Origin of the sequence: Mesorhizobium sp. B2-1-1, from assembly GCF_006442975.2 — a bacterium.
GTDB lineage: Bacteria > Pseudomonadota > Alphaproteobacteria > Rhizobiales > Rhizobiaceae > Mesorhizobium.
The window spans coordinates 1,962,635-1,986,018 of record NZ_CP083954.1; the positions used below are offsets into that span (position 1 = coordinate 1,962,635).

General features: G+C 63.5%; 24 protein-coding genes. 5 read left to right on the forward strand and 19 right to left on the reverse strand.

Translation table 11 applies throughout. The annotated features are described in order from the left end of the window. Window positions 1–8: 8 nt before the first annotated feature. The 13 genes from FJ972_RS09535 to FJ972_RS09595 form a co-directional block, all read right to left on the reverse strand. On the reverse strand, window positions 9–1,310 hold the full coding sequence (locus FJ972_RS09535) for an MFS transporter (RefSeq protein ID WP_140522287.1): 1,302 nt from the start codon (window positions 1,308–1,310) through the stop codon (window positions 9–11). Between the two features lie 68 nt (window positions 1,311–1,378). Further along, on the reverse strand, window positions 1,379–1,699 hold the full coding sequence (locus FJ972_RS09540; RefSeq protein ID WP_140496176.1) for a hypothetical protein: 321 nt from the start codon (window positions 1,697–1,699) through the stop codon (window positions 1,379–1,381). Window positions 1,700–1,909: 210 nt separating this feature from the next. Next, window positions 1,910–3,136, reverse strand: coding sequence for a CmpA/NrtA family ABC transporter substrate-binding protein (locus tag FJ972_RS09545; protein WP_181173435.1), 1,227 nt, complete (start codon window positions 3,134–3,136; stop codon window positions 1,910–1,912). A 2-nt stretch (window positions 3,137–3,138) separates the two neighbouring features. Continuing rightward, window positions 3,139–3,741 carry an ANTAR domain-containing response regulator gene (locus tag FJ972_RS09550; RefSeq protein ID WP_140513606.1) on the reverse strand — a complete coding sequence of 201 codons (603 nt, stop codon included), beginning with the start codon at window positions 3,739–3,741 and terminating at the stop codon, window positions 3,139–3,141. A 125-nt stretch (window positions 3,742–3,866) separates the two neighbouring features. After that, on the reverse strand, window positions 3,867–4,199 hold the full coding sequence (locus FJ972_RS09555) for a hypothetical protein (RefSeq protein WP_140496173.1): 333 nt from the start codon (window positions 4,197–4,199) through the stop codon (window positions 3,867–3,869). Window positions 4,200–4,311: 112 nt separating this feature from the next. Beyond that, entirely contained in the window at window positions 4,312–5,112 is an 801-nt protein-coding gene (locus tag FJ972_RS09560; protein WP_140513604.1) for an endonuclease/exonuclease/phosphatase family protein, read from the reverse strand. Window positions 5,113–5,219: 107 nt separating this feature from the next. Next, window positions 5,220–6,683, reverse strand: coding sequence for a phospholipase D-like domain-containing protein (locus FJ972_RS09565; RefSeq protein WP_140522283.1), 1,464 nt, complete (start codon window positions 6,681–6,683; stop codon window positions 5,220–5,222). 120 nt (window positions 6,684–6,803) lie between these two features. Next, window positions 6,804–7,829, reverse strand: a complete 1,026-nt coding sequence (locus FJ972_RS09570; RefSeq protein WP_140496170.1) for an ABC transporter ATP-binding protein — start codon at window positions 7,827–7,829, stop codon at window positions 6,804–6,806. Window positions 7,830–7,837: 8 nt separating this feature from the next. Beyond that, window positions 7,838–8,680 (reverse strand): carbohydrate ABC transporter permease, encoded by an 843-nt coding sequence (locus FJ972_RS09575; RefSeq protein ID WP_140496169.1) that lies wholly within the window; start codon window positions 8,678–8,680, stop codon window positions 7,838–7,840. Continuing rightward, entirely contained in the window at window positions 8,677–9,597 is a 921-nt protein-coding gene (locus FJ972_RS09580) for a carbohydrate ABC transporter permease (protein WP_140496454.1), read from the reverse strand. The genes FJ972_RS09575 and FJ972_RS09580 overlap by 4 nt, the downstream gene beginning before the upstream one ends. Before the next feature lie 23 nt (window positions 9,598–9,620). Beyond that, window positions 9,621–10,865: an ABC transporter substrate-binding protein gene (locus tag FJ972_RS09585; RefSeq protein ID WP_140496168.1), complete on the reverse strand. Its 1,245-nt coding sequence runs from the start codon at window positions 10,863–10,865 to the stop codon at window positions 9,621–9,623. Window positions 10,866–10,944: 79 nt separating this feature from the next. Then, on the reverse strand, window positions 10,945–11,733 hold the full coding sequence (locus FJ972_RS09590) for an SDR family NAD(P)-dependent oxidoreductase (RefSeq protein WP_140496167.1): 789 nt from the start codon (window positions 11,731–11,733) through the stop codon (window positions 10,945–10,947). Further along, on the reverse strand, window positions 11,730–12,488 hold the full coding sequence (locus tag FJ972_RS09595; RefSeq protein ID WP_140513598.1) for a FadR/GntR family transcriptional regulator: 759 nt from the start codon (window positions 12,486–12,488) through the stop codon (window positions 11,730–11,732). The genes FJ972_RS09590 and FJ972_RS09595 overlap by 4 nt, the downstream gene beginning before the upstream one ends. Before the next feature lie 133 nt (window positions 12,489–12,621). Between FJ972_RS09595 and FJ972_RS09600 the strand changes: the two genes are divergently transcribed. The 4 genes from FJ972_RS09600 to FJ972_RS09615 all read left to right on the forward strand — a co-directional run bounded on the left by FJ972_RS09600 (window position 12,622) and on the right by FJ972_RS09615 (window position 15,858). After that, a complete protein-coding gene (locus FJ972_RS09600; RefSeq protein ID WP_224684726.1) occupies window positions 12,622–13,761 on the forward strand; it encodes a mandelate racemase/muconate lactonizing enzyme family protein in 1,140 nt (379 codons plus the stop codon). A 52-nt stretch (window positions 13,762–13,813) separates the two neighbouring features. Next, a complete protein-coding gene (locus FJ972_RS09605; protein ID WP_140522704.1) occupies window positions 13,814–14,680 on the forward strand; it encodes a DUF6772 family protein in 867 nt (288 codons plus the stop codon). Next, entirely contained in the window at window positions 14,680–15,015 is a 336-nt protein-coding gene (locus tag FJ972_RS09610; protein WP_140496164.1) for a hypothetical protein, read from the forward strand. The genes FJ972_RS09605 and FJ972_RS09610 overlap by 1 nt, the downstream gene beginning before the upstream one ends. Before the next feature lie 132 nt (window positions 15,016–15,147). Next, the gene (locus FJ972_RS09615; protein WP_246671683.1) at window positions 15,148–15,858 is read left to right on the forward strand and encodes an SDR family NAD(P)-dependent oxidoreductase; all 711 of its coding nucleotides are present in this window, start codon (window positions 15,148–15,150) and stop codon (window positions 15,856–15,858) included. A 141-nt stretch (window positions 15,859–15,999) separates the two neighbouring features. On the opposite strand, the gene FJ972_RS09620 is transcribed toward FJ972_RS09615, so the two are convergent. From FJ972_RS09620 to FJ972_RS09645, 6 genes are all read right to left on the reverse strand, one after another. Further along, window positions 16,000–16,302: a DUF982 domain-containing protein gene (locus tag FJ972_RS09620; protein ID WP_140496450.1), complete on the reverse strand. Its 303-nt coding sequence runs from the start codon at window positions 16,300–16,302 to the stop codon at window positions 16,000–16,002. Window positions 16,303–16,454: 152 nt separating this feature from the next. Then, complete coding sequence (locus FJ972_RS09625; protein WP_140522277.1) at window positions 16,455–16,919, reverse strand: hypothetical protein; 465 nt, start codon at window positions 16,917–16,919, stop codon at window positions 16,455–16,457. A 66-nt stretch (window positions 16,920–16,985) separates the two neighbouring features. Continuing rightward, entirely contained in the window at window positions 16,986–17,450 is a 465-nt protein-coding gene (locus tag FJ972_RS09630) for an Hsp20 family protein (protein ID WP_140522275.1), read from the reverse strand. A 354-nt stretch (window positions 17,451–17,804) separates the two neighbouring features. Further along, window positions 17,805–19,574 (reverse strand): thiamine pyrophosphate-dependent enzyme, encoded by a 1,770-nt coding sequence (locus FJ972_RS09635; RefSeq protein ID WP_140522273.1) that lies wholly within the window; start codon window positions 19,572–19,574, stop codon window positions 17,805–17,807. Window positions 19,575–19,623: 49 nt separating this feature from the next. After that, window positions 19,624–20,064, reverse strand: coding sequence for a DUF2267 domain-containing protein (locus FJ972_RS09640; RefSeq protein WP_140522271.1), 441 nt, complete (start codon window positions 20,062–20,064; stop codon window positions 19,624–19,626). 147 nt (window positions 20,065–20,211) lie between these two features. Further along, window positions 20,212–20,814, reverse strand: coding sequence for an alpha-ketoglutarate-dependent dioxygenase AlkB (locus tag FJ972_RS09645; RefSeq protein WP_140522269.1), 603 nt, complete (start codon window positions 20,812–20,814; stop codon window positions 20,212–20,214). 164 nt (window positions 20,815–20,978) lie between these two features. On the opposite strand from FJ972_RS09645, the gene FJ972_RS09650 reads away from it, so the two are divergent. After that, window positions 20,979–23,366: a phosphoketolase gene (locus FJ972_RS09650; RefSeq protein ID WP_140522702.1), complete on the forward strand. Its 2,388-nt coding sequence runs from the start codon at window positions 20,979–20,981 to the stop codon at window positions 23,364–23,366. The last annotated feature ends 18 nt before the right edge of the window (window positions 23,367–23,384 follow it).

Sequence of the window (23,384 nt, forward strand, 5' to 3'; positions counted from 1 at the left end):
CTCCGGTGTCACTCTGCAGCATAGGAAAGGGTCGACGCCTTGGTTGATGCGGCCCGCCCCATCCGCCTGACGCTGACATGCATCCAGGCAAAGCAGGCGACGACGAGGACGAAGAGCAGCATGAAGCAACTCGACCAGACGCCGGTGAGATCGTTCAGCGCGCCAAAGGCGATCGGCAGGATGAAGCCGCCAAGGCCGCCGATCATGCCCACGACGCCGCCAACGGTCCCGACGCTCTGCGGATAGTAAGCCGGGATATGTTTGTAGACGGCGGCCTTGCCGAGGCTCATGAAGAAGCCGAGCACGCAGGCGACGGCGATGAAGGCGAGCGGGCCGATCTCGAAATGGAAGGCGATCGGCCCGCTGATGCCGCGCACCACATAGTCTGCCGAGGGGAGAGACAGCACCAAGGTCGCGACGGCACAAACGGAGAAGGTCCAGTAGAGTACGGTACGAGCGCCGACGCGGTCGGAAAGCACTCCGCCATAGGCGCGGAAGATGCTCGCGGGAATCGAATAGGCCGCGCCGATCATGCCGGCGGTCGCCAGCCCGAAGCCGTAAACGCCGATCAGGTAGCGCGGCAGCCACAGCGACAGCGCCACGAACGCACCGAAGGAGAAGAAGTAATAGAAGGCGAAGCGCCAGACCTGCGGGTTCTTCAGCGGCGCGAATTCCTGCCAGAAGCTCCTCGCAGGCGTGGTCTTGCCGGCGCGGCGCTCGCGAATCACGGGATCGTCGCCGGTCGTGAACCAGAAGATGGCGGCCATGATGACGAGTGCTGCCGCCCAGATCAGCGCGACCGATTGCCAGCCCCAGGCGAGAAGCACGAAAGGCGCCAGGAATTTGGTGACAGCGGCGCCGACATTGCCGACACCGAAGATGCCGAGCGCCGTGCCCTGCCTGCCCGCCGGGAAGAAGCGCGAGACATAGGCGACGCCAACGGCGAAGGAGCCGCCGGCAAGCCCGACGCCGAGTGCAGCGATCAGCATCTGTCCGTAAGTGTGCGCAAAAGCGAGCAGGAAGGTCGCTACCGCCGCAGCGAGCATGGTGGCGGTGTAAACCAGCCGTCCGCCATAGCGGTCGGTCCAGACGCCGAGCACCATGCGCACGAGGGAGCCGGTGAGGATCGGCGTGCCGACGAGCAGGCCGAACTCCGTCTCGTTCAGCCCAAGTTCCTGCTTTATGCGCACGCCGATGATGGAAAAGATCGTCCACACCGCAAAGCAGACTGTGAACGCGATGGTGGACATCACGAGCGCCTGCCGGGGGGCATTGTCCTGGCTGGGCGCGGCTGGGAGGATTGCGGTCATGTTAGGCTCCGGTTTGCGATGGAGAAGCACCGCGCGTGTTTTCTTGATCGATGGTCAGCGGCGCGGCATCAGCGCGGCGAGCTTGGCGCGTTCACTTGGGCACCTTTGCCCTCGGCCACGGCGCCAACCGGGAACAGCATCTTCGCTGCGACGAACAGCGCCGCCGCCAGCGCGCTGCTGGCGACAAAATCGCGGCGCGTGAAATCCTTGAGGGTTGTTCCAGTTCCGATCCGTTTCGTCATCGTCGTCTCCGGTTGGGCGCTGCCTGGGACCAGCACCGTCGATTGCGTGTTCGGCCAAACAAAAAAGCCGCCGGCCAGGTCTTCGCGTCCGGGAATCCGGATCGCGTCTTGACCTGAGCGGCAGCTTTGCCTGTGGGCGCCCGCCATTGGACGCCTGTTCCGTGACCCACTAAGGGTCCGGTTATTTCAATGCAGGAACCGTGCCAGTCTCGCCTTAGAAAGGAATTTCGAATGAATTCAGCTGAATAGCCGATTCACGGGCAGATCCGGCCACCAGGTGACAAGGCCAAACATTGGTCAGCTATGCGATCAGTCCGCATAAATTTTGTGCAATGCACAAGAACGGCGCGGAAATGATCACCCTGGCCGCTGCGCCCCGATATAAGCGTCGATCTGGTCCGGATCGAAGATGCGGCCGTCGAAGAAACCGTCGGGGCCGAGCACCAGGCTTGCCCCGGCCGAGCCGACGGGCGTTGCGATCTTCAACGCCCCCTCGACCTTGGCATTGGCGCCCGGCAGCGCCACGCCGAGCGGCTTCAGCGCCGCCCGATAGAGGTCGGGCCGGTAGCAGTCGCGGGCGACGGCGAGGTTTTCAGGCGTGTGCGCGATATCGCCCCAGCGCACCATCTGGGTGTAGAACCACAGCGCATGGCTCTTCCAGGGAAAGTTCGCCGCCTTGTCGAACGGAACGAAGAAGTCCTCGACGTTCCGCTCGGCGCCGCTGCCGAGGCGGAGATGTCCGGTCAGGACCGGCATCTGGATCTCGGTGGACTGGCCCAGGAAGCCGGGCTGCGCCATCAATGCCGCCAGTTCGCCTCGATTGGCCGGGTCCTGGCACCAGCGGGCGGAGTGGTGCAATGCCCTGAGCAGCGCCGCCAGCGCCTCCGGCTGCGCTTCGGCCCAAGCCTTGCGCGCGCCGATTACCTTTTCGGGGCTGTTGCGCCACAGCAGCGCCTTGACGGTGACGATATGGCCGGTGCCGGCCGAGACGGAGGCGCTGTTCCAGGGCTCGCCGACGCAATAGCCGTCGATGCGGCCGGCGGCCAGCGCGTCGGCCATGAAGGGCGGCGGCACGATGACGATCTCGATCTCACCGTCGGGGTCAATGCCGCAGGCGGCGAGCCAATAGCGCAGTTCGTAATTGTGCCCGGAATGCGGATGCACGACGGCGAAGCGCAGCGGGTCGCGGCCGGCCGCCGCGCGTTCGCGGATAAACGCGCCGAGCGCCGTGCCGGCGCGGGCCGGATCGAGATCCGATACGGCGCCATGCGCCGCCATGCCTTCCCAGACGGCGTTGGAGATGGTGACGCAATTGCCGCCGAGGCCGAGCGAAAAGGGCACGATCGTCTCGGATGCCAGCGGCGTGAGCCCGAGGTTGCAGGCGAGCGGCATCGGCCCAAGCATATGGGCAAGGTCGAAATGGCCTATGGCGATGCGGTCGCGGATGTTGGCCCAGGAGGTCTCGCGGTGGAGGACGAGATCGACGCCTTCGCGCGCGGCAAAGCCCATTTCGCCGGCCGCGACCAGCACGGCGCTGTCGAACAGGGGCATGAAGCCGGCGGTGATCTGATGCGCAGCTGTCATGCTCATTCATCCTCCAGCGGCCCGAGCAGCCCGGCTGTCGTCACCAGGCTATGGGCGATGTCGCTGATCTTGCGGTTCTGGTTCATCGCCGTCTTGCGCAGCAGCGTGTAGGCCGCGTCTTCGCTCAGACCCCGCGATTTCATCAATATCCCCTTGGCGCGGTCGATGACCTTGCGGTTCTCGAGTTCGCTGCGCGCTTCCTCCAGTTCGCGTGCCATGCGCGAAAAGGCGTTGAAGCGGCTGACGGCCATGTCGAGGATCGGTTTCACGCGTTCCTGCCTGAGGCCATCGACGACATAGGCGGACACGCCGGCATCGACCGCGGCCTCGATAGAGGCCTGGTCGGAACGGTCGACGAACATGGCGATCGGGCGCTTCACCGCGCGCGACAGCTGGAACATGTTCTCCAGCATGTCGCGGTTGGGGTTTTCGAGGTCGATGACAATCACGTCGGGTTGGATCTCGGCGATGCGGCGCGCAATGCCCGCCACGTCATGGACGACGGTCACCCGCTGATGGCCGGCCTCGCGCAGTCCCGCCTCGATGATCGAGGCGCGGATACGGTTTTCGTCGATCACCAGGACGGCTAGGGAGGATAGGACCATGCCCCGCATTGTGGGCAAGGTCACGGAATTGTGCAATGCGGCATAACCAGTGCAGCGGAAGGGGCGTGGCCGCAGCTTACCGCATTGCAATCAGGCCACGCAGATGCACTTCAGCGATCCTCGGGTCAGGTGCAGACACGAACCTCTTCGATCACCCTGTGATGGTGGCGCCAGTGTTTCACCAACTCGATGTGGCAGCGGTGGTGACGATGGTAGCGGCGGTATTCGCGGTCGCTGTAACGAACATCGCTGTCCTCGTCGTCGTTATAGCGATTGTCGATATAACGCTGGCGATCGTGATGGCGGCGCACGACGACCTCGCCATTGTCATAGTCGTCGTCGGGCGAATACTGGGGCTCGTCGCCGGACTGGATGGTGACGCTCGCGGCCTGCGTCGGCGCAATGACGGAAGCCGAAGCGGCCAACGCCATCATCGAGGCCAGGAAAAAGCTTCTCATGTCTCGTCCTCCTGTTGTCCAAGCCATATCAACTCGCAAAAGGAGCCGCCGTTCCGATACCGCCCTACACGCTTTCCAACGCGGTCGACATCAAGGCGTTATCGGCGCGTGGCTACAGGCGGACAAAGGCGGTCAGCGGCAGATGGTCGGAGGCGACCCGCGACAGCGGCGTGTCATGCGCTTCGACGGCCGCGATCATTCCGTGCCGGTTGGCCATGATGCGGTCGAGCGCCAGCAGCGGCAGGTTCGAGGGGAAGGTGGGAACAGCCGGAGGCAGCGGTCCAAACGTCAGATGCAGCGTGTTCAGCGCGGAGCGGTTTCCGAGGCGCCATTCGTTAAGGTCGCCGAGCAGCAGCGTCGGCTTCTCGTCGGGGCTGTTCATGATATCCAGGACGACCTGTGCCTGCTGCGACCGCGAACGGCGCAGCAGGCCCAAATGCGCCGCGATGACGCGCAGGGACTGGCTTCCGTCGAGGTCGATTTCCGCCACCAGAGCGCCACGCGGTTCCAGCCCGGGAAGCCTGATCTGATGCACGTCGCGCACGACGCCCTTTTTGAAAAGCAAGACGTTGCCGTGCCAGCCATGGCCCTTGCCGGTCGCCGAAATCGGCACCGGCACCAAGCCGGTTTCCAGTTCGAGCCGGGACAGGTCGAGAAGTCCGGTCCGGTCGCCGAAACGGTTGTCCGCTTCCTGCAGGGCGATGACATCCGGGTCGATCTCGCGGATGACGCGGCTGGTGCGGTCGGGATCGAACTTGCGGTCGACGCCGATGCATTTGTGGACATTGTAGGAGGCGACCAGCGTTCCGGTGGCGTCCGCCTTGTTGGTCGACGTGGCATTGGCCTTCCGCATCCGCTTGTCGCGAATGGACAAAAGCATGCTTGCCGGCAGGCTGCGCCCGTTCACCCGCATCGTTTGCCCGCCATTCCTGCTGCTTGCACCATGCACCTCAAAAAATAGAACCTTTCGGCATCTGTTCCATCATCGATTTCAAGCTATCTGGCAAACACGTCCTTTTGTTAAAGATAGGGCGAGCCCAGCCACAGGATGCGATCGAACAGACGGATGACGAATGGCCGCGCCCGCAATGCTTCCAGCGTGACAGGGACGGCCGTCTCGATCGCCGCCGCGATCCGCTTTTCGACCTCGCTGGCGAAGCCGGCGTCGAGTACCTCCAGGTCGATCTCGAAATTGAGCCGTAGCGACCTGGCGTCAAGGTTGGAAGACCCGATATAGGCCCATGCGCCATCGATCGAAAGCAGCTTCGAATGGTCGAAAGGTCCTTCCGTGCGCCAGACGCGGCAATAGTGCTTCAGAACCTGGTCGAATTGCGCCGTCATCGCACGGTCGACAAGGAAAAGATTGTTCACCGCCGGCACCACGATATCGATTTCGACACCGCGTCTTGCCGCGGTCGTCAGGGCGCTGATCAGTTCGCGGTCCGGCAGGAAATAGGGCGACATGAGGCGGATCGATTTGCGCGCGACGGAGAAGGCGCCGATCAGCAGCTTGTGATTGGTCTCGACGCTGGCGTCCGGGCCGGACGCGACCGCCCGCACCAGCATGGGCGTGGCGGGCGCCGGCGACAGCGGGGCAATTCGCCAGGCATCGCCCTTCAGCGCCTCGTTGCTGGCGAAACGCCAATCTTCGGCGGCAACCGAAAAGAGGTCGGCTACCACTGGACCGGTCACGCGAAAATGCGTGTCCCTGGAACTGTTGGAGCCGGCAAACTCGGCGGAAAAGCCCTTGCGAATGTTCATGCCGCCGGTAAAGGCAACCGTGCCGTCGACCACCAGGATCTTCCGGTGGGTCCTCAGATTGGCATAGGGCAGGTGCAGGCCCATGACGATGTTGCCGTTGAAGAGCCCGGCGGTGATGTCGGCGCCGCGCAGGTGGCCCAATATGCTGGGCACGGAATAGCGGGCGCCCACGGCGTCGATCAACACGCGCACGCTGACGCCGCGCCGGACGGCCCGGGCAAGGGATTCCACGAAGAGCAGGCCGACGGGGTCATTGTCGAAAATATAGGTTTCGAGCAGGACGCTGCGTTCGGCGCCGTCGATGGCCGCGCACATCGCAGTATAGGCTTCGTCGCCTGTTTCCAGGACCGTGATGGCGTTTCCCGGATGAAGCGCGCGCCGCGCGACCCTGTCGCCCAGCGTCCTGAGGCCGATGAAGCGCGGCCCGTATCGTTCGATGATCAGGGCCTCCTCGGCGGCAATGTCGCGGTCGTGCCTGGCGGACGCCAGATCGCCGGCAAGCGAGCGCTGTGCGCTGATCGAGGCGCGCCGGATGCGGTTGATGCCGGCCACGGCATAGATCAGCACGCCCAGGATCGGCGACAGCACCATCACGCCGACCCAGCCGGTGGCGGCCCGGACGTCCTCCTTGGTCATGACGGCATGGGCAATGCCAACGCTGGCGATCATCACCGAGATGATCGCCAGGATTTGAGGCCAGTGAGTCGTCAGGCTCTGCAGCATGGCCGGAACTATCCAGCGAGCGGGTACAGAAGGCAATGCGGCGGGTCATTCGCCCGTTCTCATGCTTCCGCGGGTTATCGCGTCCGCACGCCGGCTACGCGCTGGCCATTCCTGATCGCGTCAGACCGCGCGGCCCTCGCCGTCGAAGAAGTGCAGGTTCGTCGGGGCTGCGTCCAGGCCGATCTCGGCGCCGATCTCGGGCGCCGTTCCTTGATTGTGGATGACAAGACAAGTCTGGCCCGCGTCCAATTCCACGTGGATGAGCGTGACGGCGCCAGTGTATTCGGCAAGCTTTACCTTGCCGCGCAGCGTGGCGGACGAAGGCTGGGCCAGCGACAGGTGCTCGGGCCGAACGCCGATCGAGACGGCCGCCGCAGGCACGGACGCCCCGTGGGTGATTGGCCGTCCATCGGCGAGCGGCAGGATGTTCATCTTCGGGCTGCCGATGAACTGGGCGACGAAAATGGTTCGGGGGCTGTCGTAGAGCTCGCGCGGTGAGCCGACCTGTTCGATCTTTCCGTCGCGCAACACCACGATCTTGTCGGCAAGCGTCATGGCCTCGATCTGATCGTGGGTCACGTAGATCATCGTCGTCGACAGGCGCTGGTGGAGCGCGGCGATCTCGGAGCGCATGTGCACACGCAGTTCGGCGTCGAGGTTCGAAAGCGGTTCGTCGAAAAGGAAGACGTCGGGATTGGCGACGATGGCGCGGCCGATGGCCACGCGCTGGCGCTGCCCGCCCGACAGCTGACGCGGGAAACGGTCGAGCAACGGCTCGAGCTTCAGCGTCGCGGCGGCCTCCGAGACGCGCCGGGCGCGCTCGCCGGCCGGCACTTTGCGGACCTTGAGGCCGAAGCCCATATTGTCGCGGACGGTCAGGTGAGGGTAGAGCGCGTAGGACTGGAACACCATGGCCACGCCGCGCCTGGCCGCCGGAACCTCATTGACCAGACGGCCGCCAATGTGGAGTTCGCCCTCGCTGAGATGCTCGAGGCCGGAGATCAGCCGCAACAGCGTCGACTTCCCGCATCCCGACGGGCCGACGAAGACCACGAACTCGCCATCCTCGATCTCGAGATCGACGCCACGGATCACCTCGACCGTTCCGAACCGCTTGCGGATGTCCTTGAGCAGAAGCTTTGTCATGACTCCCCTTATCCCTTGACGCCGGAGAGGGCGAAGCTCTCGATGATCTGGCGCTGGGCGATCAGATAGATGATGAGGATGGGAACCACGGCCAGGCTCGTCGCCGCCAATTGCAGGTTCCACAAGGGCAGGCCGTAACTGTCGTTGAAGTTGGACAGCGCCAGCGGCAGCGTGAATTTTTCAAGCGAACTGAGGAAGATCAGCGGTTCGAGGAACAGGTTCCACGAATGCAGGAAGGTGATGATCGCAACCGCCGCAAGCGCCGGCCGCGCCATGGGCAGGGCGATCTTCAACCAGACGCCGAAGCGCGAGAGGCCGTCCATCTTGCCGGCCTCTTCGAGTTCCCTGGGCAGCGCGAGGAAGAACTGACGCATCAGGAAGGTCGCCACGACGCCCTGCGGGCCGAAGACCGGCAGAAGGATGAGCGGCCAGTGCGTGTCGATCAGGCCCATGGCGCGGATCAGGAAGAAATTAGGGATGATGGTGACCTCTTCCGGCACCATCAGTGCCATCATCAGGAACAGCATCAACAGCCCGGCGCCGGCAAAGCGGATGCGCGCCAGCGCGTAGCCCGCGAGCGAGGCGATGAACAAGGTCAGCACCGTCACCGTCGCGGCGATGTAGAGCGAGTTGAAATACTGCCGCGCGAAGGGCTGATAGGTGAACACTTCCGCGAAGTTCTCGAAGCGCCAGACGCGGGGAATCAAGGTCGGCGCGCCGAAGATTTCGGTGGTGCTCTTGAAGCCGCCGGAAATCATCCACAGGAACGGGAACACGAAGGGCACGGCCAAAAGCAGCAGCGCCATGGTCCAGCAGATGCGATAGAGAATCTCGGTCCGGCGCTGGGTCACTCCATCTCCTTCCGCCGCAACATCACCTGCACGAGGGTGAGCGCCATCACGATGACGAACATGATCAGGGCCAGCGCGGCCGCGTAGCCGACGTTGAAGAATTTGAAGCCTTGCTGATAGATGTAGAAGGCCAGCACCAGGGTGCCGTTTTCCGGGCCGCCGCCGGTCATCTGGTAGATGTGGTCGAACACCTTGAACGAGCCGATCGTCGTCAGAACCATGATGACCAGCGTCGTCGGCGCGAGCAGCGGCCAGGTGATCATGCGAAAGACCTGCCAGCGCGAGGCGCCTTCCAGCGCCGCTGCCTCCTCGTAGTCGCGCGGTATCGATTGGAGCGCGGCGATGTAGAGGATCATGTTCAGGCCGACCATCTTGATGACTCGGGTGACGATGACGGCCGCCATCGCCCAGTTGGGCTCGCGCAACCAATTCGGGCCATCGATGCCGATCCAGGCGAGCATCTGGTTCACGGCGCCGCCTTCGCCCTGCAGCATGAATTTCCAGACGATGGCCCAGGCGATTGCCGATGTGACCACCGGCGCGAAGAAGACCGTGCGAAAGAAGACGACACCGAAGAACGGCCGCGAAAGCGCCAGCGCGAGGGAGAGCGCCAGCGCCATGTTCAGGGGAACGAGCCCCAGCGCGAAGATCACGGAATTGCGCACGACATGCCAGAAGTCGGGGTTCTCCAGCAGCGCATTCTGGAAATTGCGAAGCCCGACGAAGGTCGCCTGCTGGCTGAGCAGGTTCCACTCGGTCGTCGAATAATAGAAGATGGCGACCAGCGGCCCAAGGAAGAAGACCAGGAAGCCGATCAAGGTCGGGCTGACGAACAGCCATGCCTCCAGCATCTCCCTGGCCTTCAAGCTCAGCCACGGCGCGCTGGCAGGGCGCGCCGCATTGTCCCGGGATGCCATGCCGGCCATGAACCGAAATCCTGTCAGAGCAATGGCTGAATGGCGGCGCAGACGCCCTTCAGCGCCTCTTCGACATTGGCGTCGGCCCGCCACAGCGCGTCGACGCGCGGCGCCATCGCGGCGAATATCTGCGGCACATGCTCATGCGAAGGGTGAACGCGGCCGTTGACGATCGCTGCGGCGACGCTTTTCATCTGCTCGGGCGGGATCAGCTTGTTGGAGTTGACGAAGGCGTCGCTCTCCAGGACGCTCTTGCGGGCCGGCGGAAAGAACTGGGCCATGACAGCCACATTGTCCTTGCTGGTCATGTCGGCCACGAGTTGCGCGGCAAGCTCCTTGTTCTTGCCGGACGCAAAGACTGTCAGCGCGGCCTGGCCGATGACCGGAGCTTCGCCGGCGGGTCCCGAAGGCAAGGGGGCGATGCCCCATTTGAAGCCTGCCTCGGGCATCTTCGAGGCTCGCGAGATCTGGTTCACGGTCATCGCCGAATTGCCGGAGAAGTAGTCGCCCTGCTCTCCCGGCGGCACGATCGACCTGTCCTTGAACACCATATCATGGAGCTGCTTGATGGCAGCCACCGCTTCAGGCTTGTCGAGGCCGCACTGGCCGTCGGCCCACAGATCGCCGCCGTAAGCGCGCACGGGCGGCAGCAAGGCGTGCGTCATACGCGATGCGTAACCTTCGCCATCCTTGAATTCGAAGCCCCATTTGCCGGGATTAGCCTCGGTGATCTTCTTGGCGACCTCCTGGAATTTCTGCATGTTCCACTCGCCCTTCGCGGCGAGCTGGTTGGGATCTTCGACACCTGCTTTGTCGAACATGTCCTTGTTGTAGTAGATCAGGAAAGGCGAGGTGGAGAAGGGCACGCCGTAGACCTTGCCGTCCTTCTGCCAGAGCGCCATGGCGGGCTGGGAGAAATCGTCGAAATTGTATCCCTCGGTCGCCTTGAGCGTCGGGCCGATGTCCATCAGCAGCCCGGCGTTCTCGAAAGCGGGTGCGGCATCCTCCATCATCCAGGCGATGTCGGGGGCGTTGCCCCCGGCGACCTGGAAAGTGAGCTTCTGCGTGTAGTCGGCGACCGGGACGGTCTCGAATTTCACCGTGACGCCCGGATGCTTGGCGATGAAGCCCTGGGCGATGCCGTTCAGCATCTTGAGGTGGGCCTCGCTGCCCGTCCACACGGTCACTCGGAGTTCCTGGGCCAGCGAGTGCGCCGACAGGGCGCACAGCGCCAAGGTCGATAGTGCAAGTTTGATTGCGGTCTTCATGGTTTCCTCCCGAAACGCCGATGGTCCAATCAACAACTGCGGGCGCGCAACGAACGGGCCGGCAGGCGGCGGCGACTTGTCATGCTGTTGTCCCCGGCAGCGCGCTGGGCGCGTCGCCGATCGTCCAGCCGCCGTCGACGGGCAGGTCAGCCCCGGTGACGTAGCGGGCGGCGTCGCTGCACAGAAAAACGAAGGCGCCGACGAGGTCGTCGGCCTGGCCGTGGCGGCCGGCGGGAATCTTCGCCGCGACCGCTTGGCGGAAGGCTGCGTCCCGGTAGCGCTCGGCGGTTGCCTCCGTCTCGATCGCGCCGGGCGATACCACATTCATGGTGACGCCATGCGGCGCAACCTCGCGTGCCATGGCGCGCACCGCCGTAAGTTGCGCCGCCTTCAGCGAAGCATAGACGATCGTTTCCGCGCGCGGACGCCTCGCCATCACGCTGCCGGTCGCGACCACGCGTCCCCATCCGCGCTTGGCCATGGCGGGAACGAGCCGCGTGGCCAGGGTAAGCAGGGCCGTGAAGTTTGCCGCCACATGGGCCTGGATATGCGCTTCGTCGATCTCGCTCCATGCACGGCGCCGCTCGATCGCGCCGTTCGAGACGAGGATGTCGATGGGCCCGGCGCCGGCGGCTTCATCGGTAAAGGCCGACATTGACTTGCTATCGGTGAAATCGGCCTCGAGAACCGCGGTGCCCGGGCCGATAGCGGCAGCCGTTTCGCGCGCGCCGGCGGCGTCACCGAAGTGATGCAGCGCGACGCTGGCGCCATGCTGCGCCAGGGCGATCGCAACCGCGCGCCCGATGCCGGAGCTGGCGCCGGTCACCAGCGCCCGCCGTCCGGCAAGGGAAAAACGGTCCTTGCTCACGGCGACGGCTCCCCGAGCTTGCCGGCCACCTCGAACGAGGCGATGTCGGCCGCGTCGAAATGCTCGTGAATGCGCCGGTCCGCGAGATCGGTGTCGCCCGCCATGATCGCGTCGTAGATCGCCTGGTGCCGTTCGACGGTGGCCCTCCAATCCGCTTCCGTGCGGTTGGAGCGCTGGGAGAACAGTTCCGAAACCTCGCGTTGGACAGACCGCATCCCTTCCATCTGAATACGGATCATGGAGTTGCCCGTGGCCGTCGCGAGGCCGAGGTGGAACAGAATGTCGGCTTGCGTGAAATCGCCAGGCCTCCCGATGCCGGCGTGCATGTCGAGCACGGCCTGGCGCATCATTTCCAGGCCGCGCGGATCGCGGCGCTCGGCGGCCAGCCTGGCTATGCCAACCTCGATGACGCGGCGCATCTCGTTGGCTTCCTGAAGCCGCGTCAGGCTCGAACGGACCGCATAGGCGTAGATGCGCTCCATCGGCTCGCCGCTAAGTGCCTTGGCGCGGGCAACTTTTCCTTGCTGGGTCGAAACGAGGCCGGCGCTGGTCAACTGGCGCAGCGCCTCGCGTGCGATGGGCTTGGAGACGCCGAATTCCCGGGCGATCTCGCCTTCCGGCGGCAGCGCTTCGCCAGGCGCGATGCGTCCGTCGAACAACGCCGCGGCGATCGCATCCGAGACGCCGTCCGCGAGGCGGGAAGGGCTCGCGAGTTTCGCGGAGAAAATCGGCTTGCGTGCTTCGTCCAGGGGCATTCGGAATCCTTTCCGAGCTCACTAGCACGGTTTTCCCGAACATAGCAACTAAGTTTTTTGGTTGCTAAGTTTACAAGTGAAAGCTATGAAGGCGGTGCGAGAGGACCAAGGGAGAAATCTGGAGCCGATGCACGTGAGCGATCCAATCGCGGCGGGGCCGCTGAAGATTGCCGAGGTGATTGCCCATCCCCTCAGCCAGACATTGCCCCGGCCCACGGTCACGTCCTGGGGCGTCTATGAAAAGGTCTCGCTGGTCCTGGTCGAAGTGCGCACGAGCGAGGGCATTGTCGGCGTAGGCGAAACCCTGGCGCGGTTCTCGCCCAAGGCTTATGTCGAGCTGATCGAAAGCTCGCTCAAGCCGCGCCTGCTCGGCCAGGACGCGCGCAACATCGGCGCCCTATGGCAGTCCATGCGCCGCGCGCTTTCGGGCAGGGCGGGCGGCGTGCTGATCGAGGCCATCGCCGGCGTGGACATCGCGCTATGGGATATATTGGGCAAGGCGACCGGGCAGCCGATCGCGAAGCTTCTCGGCGGTGTCGGACGCGACCGCATCGACGTCTATGCCGCCGCGGTCAACTGGGTCGACGACGATGCCGCCGACGCTGAACTCGATCGTTATCTCGGCGAGGGCTTTACGCGCATCAAGGTTAAGATGGCGCGGCCCGTGCGCGAAGCCTGCAAACGGATCGAGCGCATCCGCAAGCGCGCCGGCGATGCGATCGGGCTCTGCGTCGATGCGAACTGGGCCTACAATCTGGACGAGGCGGTCGAGGTAGGTCGTGCGCTTTCGGCAAACGGCTATTTCTGGTTCGAGGAGCCGCTGCAACCGGAAAACGAGCAGGGTTATGAGGAACTGCGCCGGCGCTGCGACGTGCCGCTGGCCGCGGGCGAGAGCAATTTCACGTTGGACCAGGCGCAGCGCCTGATCGCCAACCGGACGTTGTCCGTGCTGCAGCCCGACGTGGCGCGCGCGGGCGGCATCTCCGAGACGCGTCGCATGGCCGACTACGCCGCGGCGCATGATGTCCGCTACGCGCCGCATATCGGCATGTCGGGCATCGTCTGCGAGACCGCAAGCGTCCATCTGGCAGCCGCGATGCCGAATTTCGGCGTCATGGAGTGCGAGTGCGACGCCAGCCCGTTCAAGACCAGTCTGGCCGATCTCGCGCCCGGTTGCGTCAGGCAGAAGAACGGCACGCTGGACGTCCCGCAGAAACCGGGGCTCGGCATAGAGATCGACTGGGATGCCGTCAAGAAACTGAAAGCCGGATGAGGCCGAGATGAAGAACCAGGTTCCAAACCAGGGCGCTGACCTCGCCGAGGCGATGCGGCTGGCGTTGTTGCGCGCGGACCCCGCGCTCAGCCGCTTCGACCCGCTGCCGCGGATATTGTCGTTCGACGATTTCGCGCGCGGCCATTGCGGCTGGTCGCAGCTTGTCGGCAACTATGAGGACGATCTGGACACCATGCTGCCGGGCTACGCGCAACATACCAGCGCCATGCTGTCGACGCTCGCGCACTGGGACGCCGGCTCACACGGGGGGATGGATTCATCCTATGCGTTGAAGGTTGCGACACGTCCCGCGCCGGGAGCCCGCAACGTCGCCATCAAACGCCACACATTCAGGAAGCGCGGACCGATCCGCTTCGAGATGTATTTCACCTTCAAGCCCGAAGCCAATGCGCTGAAGCTGTCCGAAACCGATGTGCGCTCCGTCGGCTTCCTGTTCGACCTGCAGGGCGGAGACCAGGATGGCAACAGCGATCGGGTCATGCCGCATCTGCGCTTTTTGAACGCGCTCGACGGCCAGCACTTGCAAAAATGGCAATACAAGCGCGAGACCGAGAAGATCATCCCGATCGGCAGCGACGACAAGACGATCAGCCACTATCACCTGTCGCCGGAGGGATGGCTCGACCTTCCCGGCGGATCGCAGCGCCTGTGCTACAACGAGATCCCAACCAAGGTGAACTGGACTTATCTGTGCTTCGATTTCGATCTGGAATCGATGACGGCGCTCGGGCTGCGCTGCAACGATCGCAGCTTCGATCTCTCGGGATTCGATTCGATCCGCATTCCGGCGATGAAGAACCTGTGGTGCATGCTCAATTTCGGCCTCTTCGCTGAAACCGACGTTGCCAAACGGGCCTTCCTCTATGTCGATTCCATCTGCATTTCCGGAGACTTCTGATGCTGCCCGAGAACATCACCGCGGTCGTCTCGCGCAACGAGCGCTGGCGCGGCGAGGCCGCCAGCGAGCCTTACGAGGCAGGATGGGCGCGCGAGGCGATCTTCTTCGTGCGCGCGTTGAAGCAACCTGTCGGCCCTGCGGCAACGGCGTGGATCGAGATCTCGCCGGATGGAATGCACTGGCTGCGCGAAGGCACCGAGTTTGTCATGCCGGCCGAGCGCGACGGCATGGCAATGGCGCGGCTTAGCCATTTTGGCAACTGGCTGCGCGTCGCGGCGCGTTTCGACAGCGGCGCGGAATGCAGCGTGCTCGTGACACTGCACCTGAAGGCCTGAACACGCCGTGCCAAACCTTGCCGCCGGCCAACCCTTACTGTTCACGGAGACATCATGATCGATCCCTATCCGACGTTTGCCCAGGACAGTTTTGCCGGCAAGAGCGTGCTGGTGACCGGTGCCGCGAGCGGCATGGGTTTCGAGACCGCCCGTGCCTTTCTCTCCAAGGGCGCCGAGGTCGTGATGTGCGACCGCGATACCGAGGGGTTGGCGAAGCGCCATGACGAATTGAGCGGAACGGCCGGGACACCACCGCACAAGGTGGTGGCCGACATGGGCGACCCCGACAGCATCGCGCGCATGTTCGACTATTGCGACGCCAGGCTGGCGCGGCTCGACAACGTCGTGACCTGCGCGGCGATCATCACTGCCAAGAGAATCGCGGAGCAGGATTGGGCGCACTGGCAGCGCGTCCTCGGCGTCAATCTGCTGGGCACCTTCTTCACCGTCCAGGGGGCGGTGCAGCGCATGCAAGGCAATGCCGGCGGGGGGAATATCGTGTGCGTGGCCTCCGACGCCGGTGTGCATGGCGGCGGCGGGCTCATCGCCGACACCGCCTATGCGGCGTCCAAGGCCGGCACGCTGTCGCTGGTGAAGTCGGTTGCGCGCGAATTGGCGGGAAAGAAGGTGCGCATCAACGCCCTCAATCCGGGGCCGACCGATTCGCCGATGCATTCCCATATCGACCAGGCTCTCAAGGACCGCATCGCGGCCAATTTGCCGATGCGCCGCATGGGCCGGCCCGACGACATGGCCGCCGCGATCCTATTCCTTTGCTCGGACGCCGCGAGCTTCGTCTATGGCGCGGCGCTCGACGTTGATGGCGGCTCGATGTTCCGCTGACCGGCACCGCCAAGCATGGTGACCGGCGTTAGCACCGGTCACCGCGCCCTGCCGGCGGCACGACCTACGGAATTAGGCGCTCTCCATGACTTTGCTCGGAACCTGACATACTTGAAACCGAAGGTTCGGCGAACGTTCTCCTCAGGCGGAAATGCCGCCTCTGCCCGTCTTGATCCCCGCCATCCAGGGTATGGAGGTCGAGACGTCTTCAAGGATCCTGGCCGAGCGCGCAAAGCCGGCAAAAGCATCGCGTGCCAGCGAGGCTGGGACATGGCCGTCATAGGCGCGTTGACACGCGCGCAGGGCGGTTTCGAAAATCGGGCCTCTGCGGTTCCGGGGCCAATTCTGCAGAAACTCGAATGCATCTTCGAGGCACGCTACTTCCTCGATCATGAAATCCCCGTTCTTCACCAGAACAGGCTGCTCGAACATTTTGTCATTCATGAACTTCCTCCATTGGCTGGATGCTTTTGAGGGGTTGGCCCCAACCCCTTCATTGGGGCAGTTCATCGTTTCACGAGACGCCGAACTGCTCTAACTGTTTGTTTCCACGTAATTTCCAGGGAAAAAGCGGTATGCGCTTTCCCGGGATTGCTCTAGGCTGCTTCAGGTTCCGGCAGGGAAAATGCCCCGCCACCGCCTGCCCTCGGGATCGCCGCGCAGACCGGGCTCGGAGGTGGATCGTCATCATCGTCTTCACCTCGGATGCCCGCGATCCAGCGGGACCAACTCCCTCGACGGAAGCGGCCGAAAGAACGCCGCTGGGACCGAGACGCCGCCCTGTGCGGCGGATGCCCTTGCTCGCGCTCATCCAGTGCCTTCAGCGCGCGAAGGATCTCATCCACATTCATGACCGAGCCGTCATCCAGCCTGCGCAGCGACGGAGCGTCGTCAACCGCATGCGCGTCCGAGGCCCATGAGGCAAGCAAGGCACGCTTCGCCTCAAGGCTCATGGTTGAGCAGTTGAGAACGTCGCCGGGGTTTTTCGGCACCGGCGAGACGTCGATGCGGGTCGGTTTTCTTGTGCCGGCTTGAAGAAAGATATCAGCTTCGCTTCTCATCTCCGTTCTCCGCAATCTTGGCTTCCCGGCGTTGCCGGGAGGCGGACCGCAGGTTGTTGCGACATTCTAGGCCGCCTTGCGCGACACATCCTGGCTTATCGACTTCGTTGTATTTTCAGGGTCGCGGACGCCAATCTCGATGCGACGCGGCTTGAGTTCCTCGGGCACCTCACGCACGAGCTCGATGGCGAGCAAACCGCAGTTCAGCGTCGCAGCCTTCACCCTTAGGTGGTCGGCCAGCCTGAAGGCCTGTCTGAAATTACCTGTCGCAAGGCCTTGGTGGAGAACTTGCCGCTGCTCTGGATCGGGCTTCTTGCGTCCGGTAACGCACAGTTCGGCGCCGTTCTGCACGAGTTCGAGCTCGTCTAGGTCGTAGCCTGCTACCGCCATGGTGATGCGGTAATTGTTCTCATTCTTCTTTTCAATGTTGTAGGGAGGCCAGTCCGAGCGAATGCTGCTGTCGAGCATGTCGAAAAGACGGTCGAAGCCGACCGTCGTGCGGTAAAGGGGTGCAAAATCCACGCTTCTCATATCCATATCCTCCGAAAAGCAACATGGGACGCCGCAGGTGTCGCGACGCCTTTTTCATCGAGCCGAAGCCTCGACGCGAAACGATCTGGGAACGGCCAGAAATCTCTTCAAGAGGGGTCCCAAAAATTTTTTGATGCTAAGTTGCCATGCAAGACCAGTGGCTTGCGGTAGTTCTGCCGCACGACCCTTTCACTCTTGCAACAGCAGGATCTGCCCCGAAGCGGTACATGGCCCGAGACTTCCGCGATGGTCGGGGCGCCGATACCGATCCCACGGACTCGGTAGAAGTATCCCTATGCAGTGTCGCCGCGCACGTCGCCATCCGTCGCGGACGTGGGGCGAGATCGGCTGTGCCTACGCTTCCTCGGAAACTTCGTTCATCATGGACTTCAGCGGCTCCTCGCCGACATTGTCCTCGATCTGGTCGTGTCCAGGCGTGTCCGGCAGCGCCTTGCGGAAATTCCTCGCATAATCCGGCGGCATCCTGGGCGGCATCATTGGCTCATAGGCGTCCACGACGGCCTCGATGATCACCGGTCCCTGCGTGGCGAAGGCCGCCTCAAGCACGCCCTCGACCTCTTCCGGCCGCGAGACGCTGTAGCCGATGCCGCCCATGGCTTCGGCGGCCATGGCGAAATCGATGGGCTGCAGCTCGCAGCCGAATTGCGGATTGCCAAGGAACATCATCTGCTCCCAGGCGATCTGGTTCAGCATGCCGTTCTTGAGCACGAGGACCTTGAGGGGAATGCCGTGCCGTACCGCAGTCGAGAATTCGCCGAGTTGCATGGCAAGCCCACCATCCCCAACCACTGCGAAGATAGGGCGCCCCGGAAAGGCAATGCCGGCGGCAATCGCATAGGGAAGGCCGCAGGCCATCGAGGCGAGCGCTCCAGAAACCCCGAACGCCTGTCCGGTCTTCATGTCGATGTGCCTGGCAGCCATCTCGGTATTCTGTCCTGAATCGGCTGCCAGGATCGCGTTCTCGGGCATACGCCTGCCGAACGCCTTGACCACGAGTTGCGGCTTCAGCGGCACGTCCGGCTTGGCTTCGGACAATGCCATCGCGTTGCGCCAGCGGGTCATTTCCTGCCGCGCCTTTTCCAGGAAGGAGCGGTCGCTCTTGCGCTCGAGGCGTTCGTTGAGAAGGCGCAAGGTTTCGGCGGTATCGCCTACAAGCCCCGCCTCGACGGGATAGCGCAGGCCGATCCTCTGCGCGTCACGGTCGATCTGGACGCCGCGCGCCTTGCCGGGTTCAGGATAGTATTCGATGTAGGGGAAGGTCGATCCGACGATCAGCAGGGCGTCGCATTTGCTCAGCGCATCCTGCGAGGCGCGGGTGCCGAGAATGCCGATGCCGCCGGTCGTATTCGGATGGTCGTCGGGCAGCACGGCTTTGCCGAGCAGCGCCTTGGCGACGGGCGCCGCCAGCAGGTCCGACGCGCGTTCAAGTTCTTCGCGCGCGCCGAGTGCGCCGCGCCCGGCCAGGATAGCGACTTTTTTCGCTGCATTGAGAATCTCAACCGCCTGGTCGAGCTGGTCGGCAGCCGGAAGCCGGCTGCCTTCGAACCATCGATCGGGGGTGTGCGAGGGCCGGTTTCGCTTCGAGCGGTCCGCCTCGGGCAACTCGTTTTCCTGTACATCGCTGGCAATCGACAGATGGGCGACGCCGCGCCGGGCAAGGGCCGAGCGGCAGGCGAGACCGGCCAGGTTTTCCATATGGGCGGCATCGGAGACCTGTGCGTTGAAGATCGCTACGTCGTTGAAGGCGCGGGTCAGGTCGACGTCCTGCTGCGTAAAAGTCTCGATAAGGTCGTGGAACTGCATGCCGGTGATGGCAAGCACGGGAGCCTGGTCGAGCTTGGCGTCATAGAGCCCGGTAAGGAGGTGTGTGCCCCCCGGTCCCAAGGTGGCCAGGCAGACGCCCAGCCTGCCGGTCCATTTGGCATAGGCGCACGCCATGAAGGCGGCAGATTCCTCGTGCCTGACCTGGACGAACCGGATGCGGTCCTGACGGGTGCGCAACGCCTCCATGATGCCGTTTATGCCGTCGCCCGGCAGGCCGAAGACGACCTCCACTTTCCAGTTGATCAGCGTGTCGACGAGGATTTCGGCGGCATTGGGCATGGCGGATTTCCTTTATTGAGCACGCCGGCCTCTCGAACCGGGAGGAGGTTCAGTGTTTCGTATCGGGATCGGGACAGAGCTGCCGTACGTCCTCAGGCAGCGAGGCGCGGACCTTTCTGATCTGGCCGGGGTCGATATGGTGAAAGAGGACCTTGAAGACCGATTGAACCGCGGCTTTCGGGTCGACGGGACGCGTATCGTCCATGCCCTGCTCAACGGGGCCGAGAAACTCTTCCAGGGAACGGCTCTTTTGCGGCATGCGTGACGGCTCGAACTGCTCATAGTAGGTGCCGCGCACGAGCAGCGGCAACTGCGCTCCAAGATGCGAAGCCATGTCGACCGGAAGCCGGTCCCTGACGGTGCGCAAGACGACGCCGAGCAGGTGCCAAGCGAACTGGCGATCCTGTCCGTGGTCGGCCATGATCTCGTCCAGCCAGACATTGGTGGTTTGGGTGGTCTTGTCGAAAATCTCGAGTCCGGTAGCGCTCATCGCCGCCTCCTCAATCGAATCGCTCACCCGCAAAACCCGTCGGCAAAACCATCGGTGGCAGGGAAAGTTTCATGCCCGGCCGAAATTTCTTCGCTTCGGCAGTTCACGCGAGATGCTGCACCGGCTGTCGCAGTCGCTGTCCGACAATCACAACGGCCGGAGCGTCCGCAACGTGATCGAATAGCGATGCTCTTTCACCGGCGGTATGCTGTGCTCCCACTCGGTCCGCGAGGCGCCCGCCATCAGATATGCGGATCTCGGCTCGACCGTGACGGTTTCGCGGTCCCATTTCGCACCGTTCCTGCGGCGCAGGCGGAAACTGCACGCAGCCAACAGCGACACTCCGGCGACAATGCCGAAGTGCGGCTTGTCGCGATGCCATCCGATGCCGGCGCCCGGTCGATATTCGTTGATCAGGACCTGCACGAAATTGGTGGCAGGCAGGCCGGCAAAGCCGGCTACCTTGTCCCTCAAGGGCAGCAAGAAACCTGGTATGGGCGGCGCCTCCATCACCTGGCGCCGCTCATAGTCGTAGCGCAGGCCGAAGCCTGCCACGCGCCTATTGGCGAGATAGCCGTGGAAATCGAATGGCTGGAAGGGCAGGCTCTCGAGCTCCCGCACCAGTTCAGCTTCCTGCGCCAGCGTGATCAGTTCGGGCCGGTAACGAAATCCTTCCGGCAAGCTGTCGGGCGCACCAAAGAGGTCGTCCTGGCGAGGGTCCGTGGGATTGCTGGATCCGGGCGATGGCATCGCCCTTAGATGGTGAAATCCGCGGCTGAGGCAAGATTTACCCGGCCGCCCGCGTGGTGCGGCTCGCATTTCATGGGAACCTCGACTTCGCTGTCGGATTATTCAATGCGGGCGGGACGCATCGTATTTCAACCAGCTTTGCCAAGGAGAAACTCGTGCGGGCAATGCGTAGCCGGCCTGAACAAGGAGAGCTCGATCTTATCGACCGTTATTGGCGGGCGGCGAATTTTCTGTCGGTCGGACAGATCTATCTGATCGACAACCCGCTGCTGAAGGAGCCGTTGCGGCCGGAGCACATCAAACCTCGCCTGCTTGGCCACTGGGGGACCACGCCTGGGCTGAATTTCATCTACGTCCATCTCAATCGCATCATCAGGCAGCGTGATGCCGACGTAATCTACATTTGCGGCCCAGGCCATGGTGGACCGGGGATGGTCGCCAATACCTATCTCGAAGGGAGCTACAGCGAAATCTATCCCGAGGTCAGTCGCGACGAGGATGGGTTGCGCAAGCTCTTTCGCCAATTCTCCTTTCCGGGCGGCATCCCGAGCCATGCCGCCGCGGAAACGCCGGGGTCGATCCATGAGGGCGGCGAACTCGGCTATGCGCTGGCTCACGCCTATGGCGCCGCGTTTGACAACCCGGACCTCGTCGTGGCCTGCGTGATCGGCGACGGCGAGGCGGAAACGGGCGCGCTGGCAGCCTCCTGGCATTCGAACAAATTCCTCAATCCGGTCCATGACGGCGCTGTCCTGCCGATCCTTCATCTCAACGGCTACAAGATCGCGAATCCGACGGTGCTCGCCCGGATCGAGGTGCAAGAGTTGCGGAGCCTGCTGGCTGGATATGGCTATGAACCTTTTTTCGTCGAAGGCGACGAACCGCGGGCGATGCACCGGCTGATGGCCGAAACGCTCGATACTGTCTTCGATCGGATCGATGAAATCCAGAAGGAAGCGCGCGAGACCGGCAGAGTGGATCATCGGCCCCGCTGGCCGATGATCGTGCTGAGAAGCCCGAAGGGCTGGACCGGCCCGAAGGAGCTGGATGGCAAGAAGGTCGAGGGTTTCTGGCGCGCGCACCAGGTGCCGATCACCGACCCGCGAAACGATGCAGGCCATCTCGCAGCTCTGGAAAATTGGATGCGCGGCTATCGGCCCGAGACGCTTTTCGATGAAGCGGGCAGGTTTCGAAACGAGCTACAGGCCCTGGCGCCGGACGGCGAGCGGCGCATGGGCAGCAATCCACATGCCAATGGAGGGATGCTCAAGCAGGAGTTGCGATTGCCGGATTTCCGCCACTTCCGGGTCGCGGTCCCGAAACCCGGCGGCGCAAGGGCCGAGGCGACGAAGCTCATGGGAGCGTTCATCGAGGAGGTCATACGGCTGAATGCCGATGCCCGCAATTTCAGGCTCATGGGACCGGACGAGACATCGTCCAACAGGCTGGATGCGGTCTTCGACGCGACCGAGTGCGTCTGGATGGAAAAGATCGAGCTTTATGACGAGCATCTGGCGCGCGACGGCCGCGTCATGGAGGTGCTGAGCGAACATCTTTGCCAAGGCTGGCTGGAAGGATACCTGCTGACCGGCCGGCACGGCCTCTTCTCATGCTACGAGGCGTTCATCCACATAGTCGATTCCATGTTCAACCAGCACGCCAAATGGCTGAAGGTCTCGCGTGAACTTGTCTGGCGGCGGCCGATCGCGTCGCTCAACTATCTGTTGACCTCCCATGTGTGGAGGCAGGACCACAATGGTTTCAGCCACCAGGATCCCGGCTTCGTCGATCTCGTCGCCAACAAGAAGGCGGACATCGTGCGCATCTACTTCCCGCCGGATGCCAATACGCTGCTCTGGGTCACGGATCACTGCCTGCGAACCTACAATCGGGTCAACGTGATCGTTGCCGGCAAGCAGCCGGCTTCCCAGTGGCTGCCGATGGACGACGCCATACGTCATTGCGAGGCCGGCATCGGGATCTGGGATTGGGCGGGAACCGAGCGTGGAGGGGAGGATCCCGACGTGGTGATGGCCTGCGCGGGAGACGTGCCGACGCTGGAGACGCTCGCGGCTGTCGACCTTCTTCGCCAGGCGATACCGGATCTCGCCATACGCGTCGTCAACGTAATGGACCTGATGGCGCTGCAACCCAAGGAGCAGCACCCCCACGGCCTGGCGGACGCGGAATTCGACAGGCTGTTCACGACCGGCAGACCGGTGGTCTTCGCCTACCACGGCTATCCCTATCTCATTCACCGGCTGACCTACAAACGGGCCAATCACGACAACTTCCACGTTCGCGGCTACAAAGAAGAGGGCACGACGACCACGCCCTTCGACATGGCGGTGCTCAACGAACTGGACCGTTTTCACCTAGCCATCGAGGCGATCGACCGGGTGCCGGGGCTGAGCGCCAGGGCAGCCGATGCGAGGGCCCGATTTGCCGACGGCCTGAACGAGCACACGCGCTATGTTCGCGAACATGGCGAGGACATGCCCGAGATCCGGAACTGGGCCTGGCGCGACAAAGCGGGCGCGGCGGATGGTTAAGGCTGTGCCCGCCGGGGA

Coding starts and splice junctions, on each gene's coding strand:
- FJ972_RS09540 (WP_140496176.1), bottom strand. CDS start 1,699: ATGGCGGGCGCCCACAGGCAAAGCTGCCGCTCAGGTCAAGACGCGATC.
- FJ972_RS09565 (WP_140522283.1), bottom strand. CDS start 6,683: ATGCTGCAGAGCCTGACGACTCACTGGCCTCAAATCCTGGCGATCATC.
- FJ972_RS09550 (WP_140513606.1), bottom strand. CDS start 3,741: ATGGTCCTATCCTCCCTAGCCGTCCTGGTGATCGACGAAAACCGTATC.
- FJ972_RS09585 (WP_140496168.1), bottom strand. CDS start 10,865: ATGAAGACCGCAATCAAACTTGCACTATCGACCTTGGCGCTGTGCGCC.
- FJ972_RS09570 (WP_140496170.1), bottom strand. CDS start 7,829: ATGACAAAGCTTCTGCTCAAGGACATCCGCAAGCGGTTCGGAACGGTC.
- FJ972_RS09635 (WP_140522273.1), bottom strand. CDS start 19,574: ATGCCCAATGCCGCCGAAATCCTCGTCGACACGCTGATCAACTGGAAA.
- FJ972_RS09620 (WP_140496450.1), bottom strand. CDS start 16,302: ATGAATGACAAAATGTTCGAGCAGCCTGTTCTGGTGAAGAACGGGGAT.
- FJ972_RS09650 (WP_140522702.1), top strand. CDS start 20,979: ATGCGTAGCCGGCCTGAACAAGGAGAGCTCGATCTTATCGACCGTTAT.
- FJ972_RS09535 (WP_140522287.1), bottom strand. CDS start 1,310: ATGACCGCAATCCTCCCAGCCGCGCCCAGCCAGGACAATGCCCCCCGG.
- FJ972_RS09545 (WP_181173435.1), bottom strand. CDS start 3,136: ATGACAGCTGCGCATCAGATCACCGCCGGCTTCATGCCCCTGTTCGAC.
- FJ972_RS09630 (WP_140522275.1), bottom strand. CDS start 17,450: ATGAGAAGCGTGGATTTTGCACCCCTTTACCGCACGACGGTCGGCTTC.
- FJ972_RS09560 (WP_140513604.1), bottom strand. CDS start 5,112: ATGCGGGTGAACGGGCGCAGCCTGCCGGCAAGCATGCTTTTGTCCATT.
- FJ972_RS09580 (WP_140496454.1), bottom strand. CDS start 9,597: ATGGCATCCCGGGACAATGCGGCGCGCCCTGCCAGCGCGCCGTGGCTG.
- FJ972_RS09605 (WP_140522704.1), top strand. CDS start 13,814: ATGCGGCTGGCGTTGTTGCGCGCGGACCCCGCGCTCAGCCGCTTCGAC.
- FJ972_RS09610 (WP_140496164.1), top strand. CDS start 14,680: ATGCTGCCCGAGAACATCACCGCGGTCGTCTCGCGCAACGAGCGCTGG.
- FJ972_RS09555 (WP_140496173.1), bottom strand. CDS start 4,199: ATGAGAAGCTTTTTCCTGGCCTCGATGATGGCGTTGGCCGCTTCGGCT.
- FJ972_RS09645 (WP_140522269.1), bottom strand. CDS start 20,814: ATGCCATCGCCCGGATCCAGCAATCCCACGGACCCTCGCCAGGACGAC.
- FJ972_RS09640 (WP_140522271.1), bottom strand. CDS start 20,064: ATGAGCGCTACCGGACTCGAGATTTTCGACAAGACCACCCAAACCACC.
- FJ972_RS09595 (WP_140513598.1), bottom strand. CDS start 12,488: ATGCCCCTGGACGAAGCACGCAAGCCGATTTTCTCCGCGAAACTCGCG.
- FJ972_RS09615 (WP_246671683.1), top strand. CDS start 15,148: ATGGGTTTCGAGACCGCCCGTGCCTTTCTCTCCAAGGGCGCCGAGGTC.
- FJ972_RS09625 (WP_140522277.1), bottom strand. CDS start 16,919: ATGAGAAGCGAAGCTGATATCTTTCTTCAAGCCGGCACAAGAAAACCG.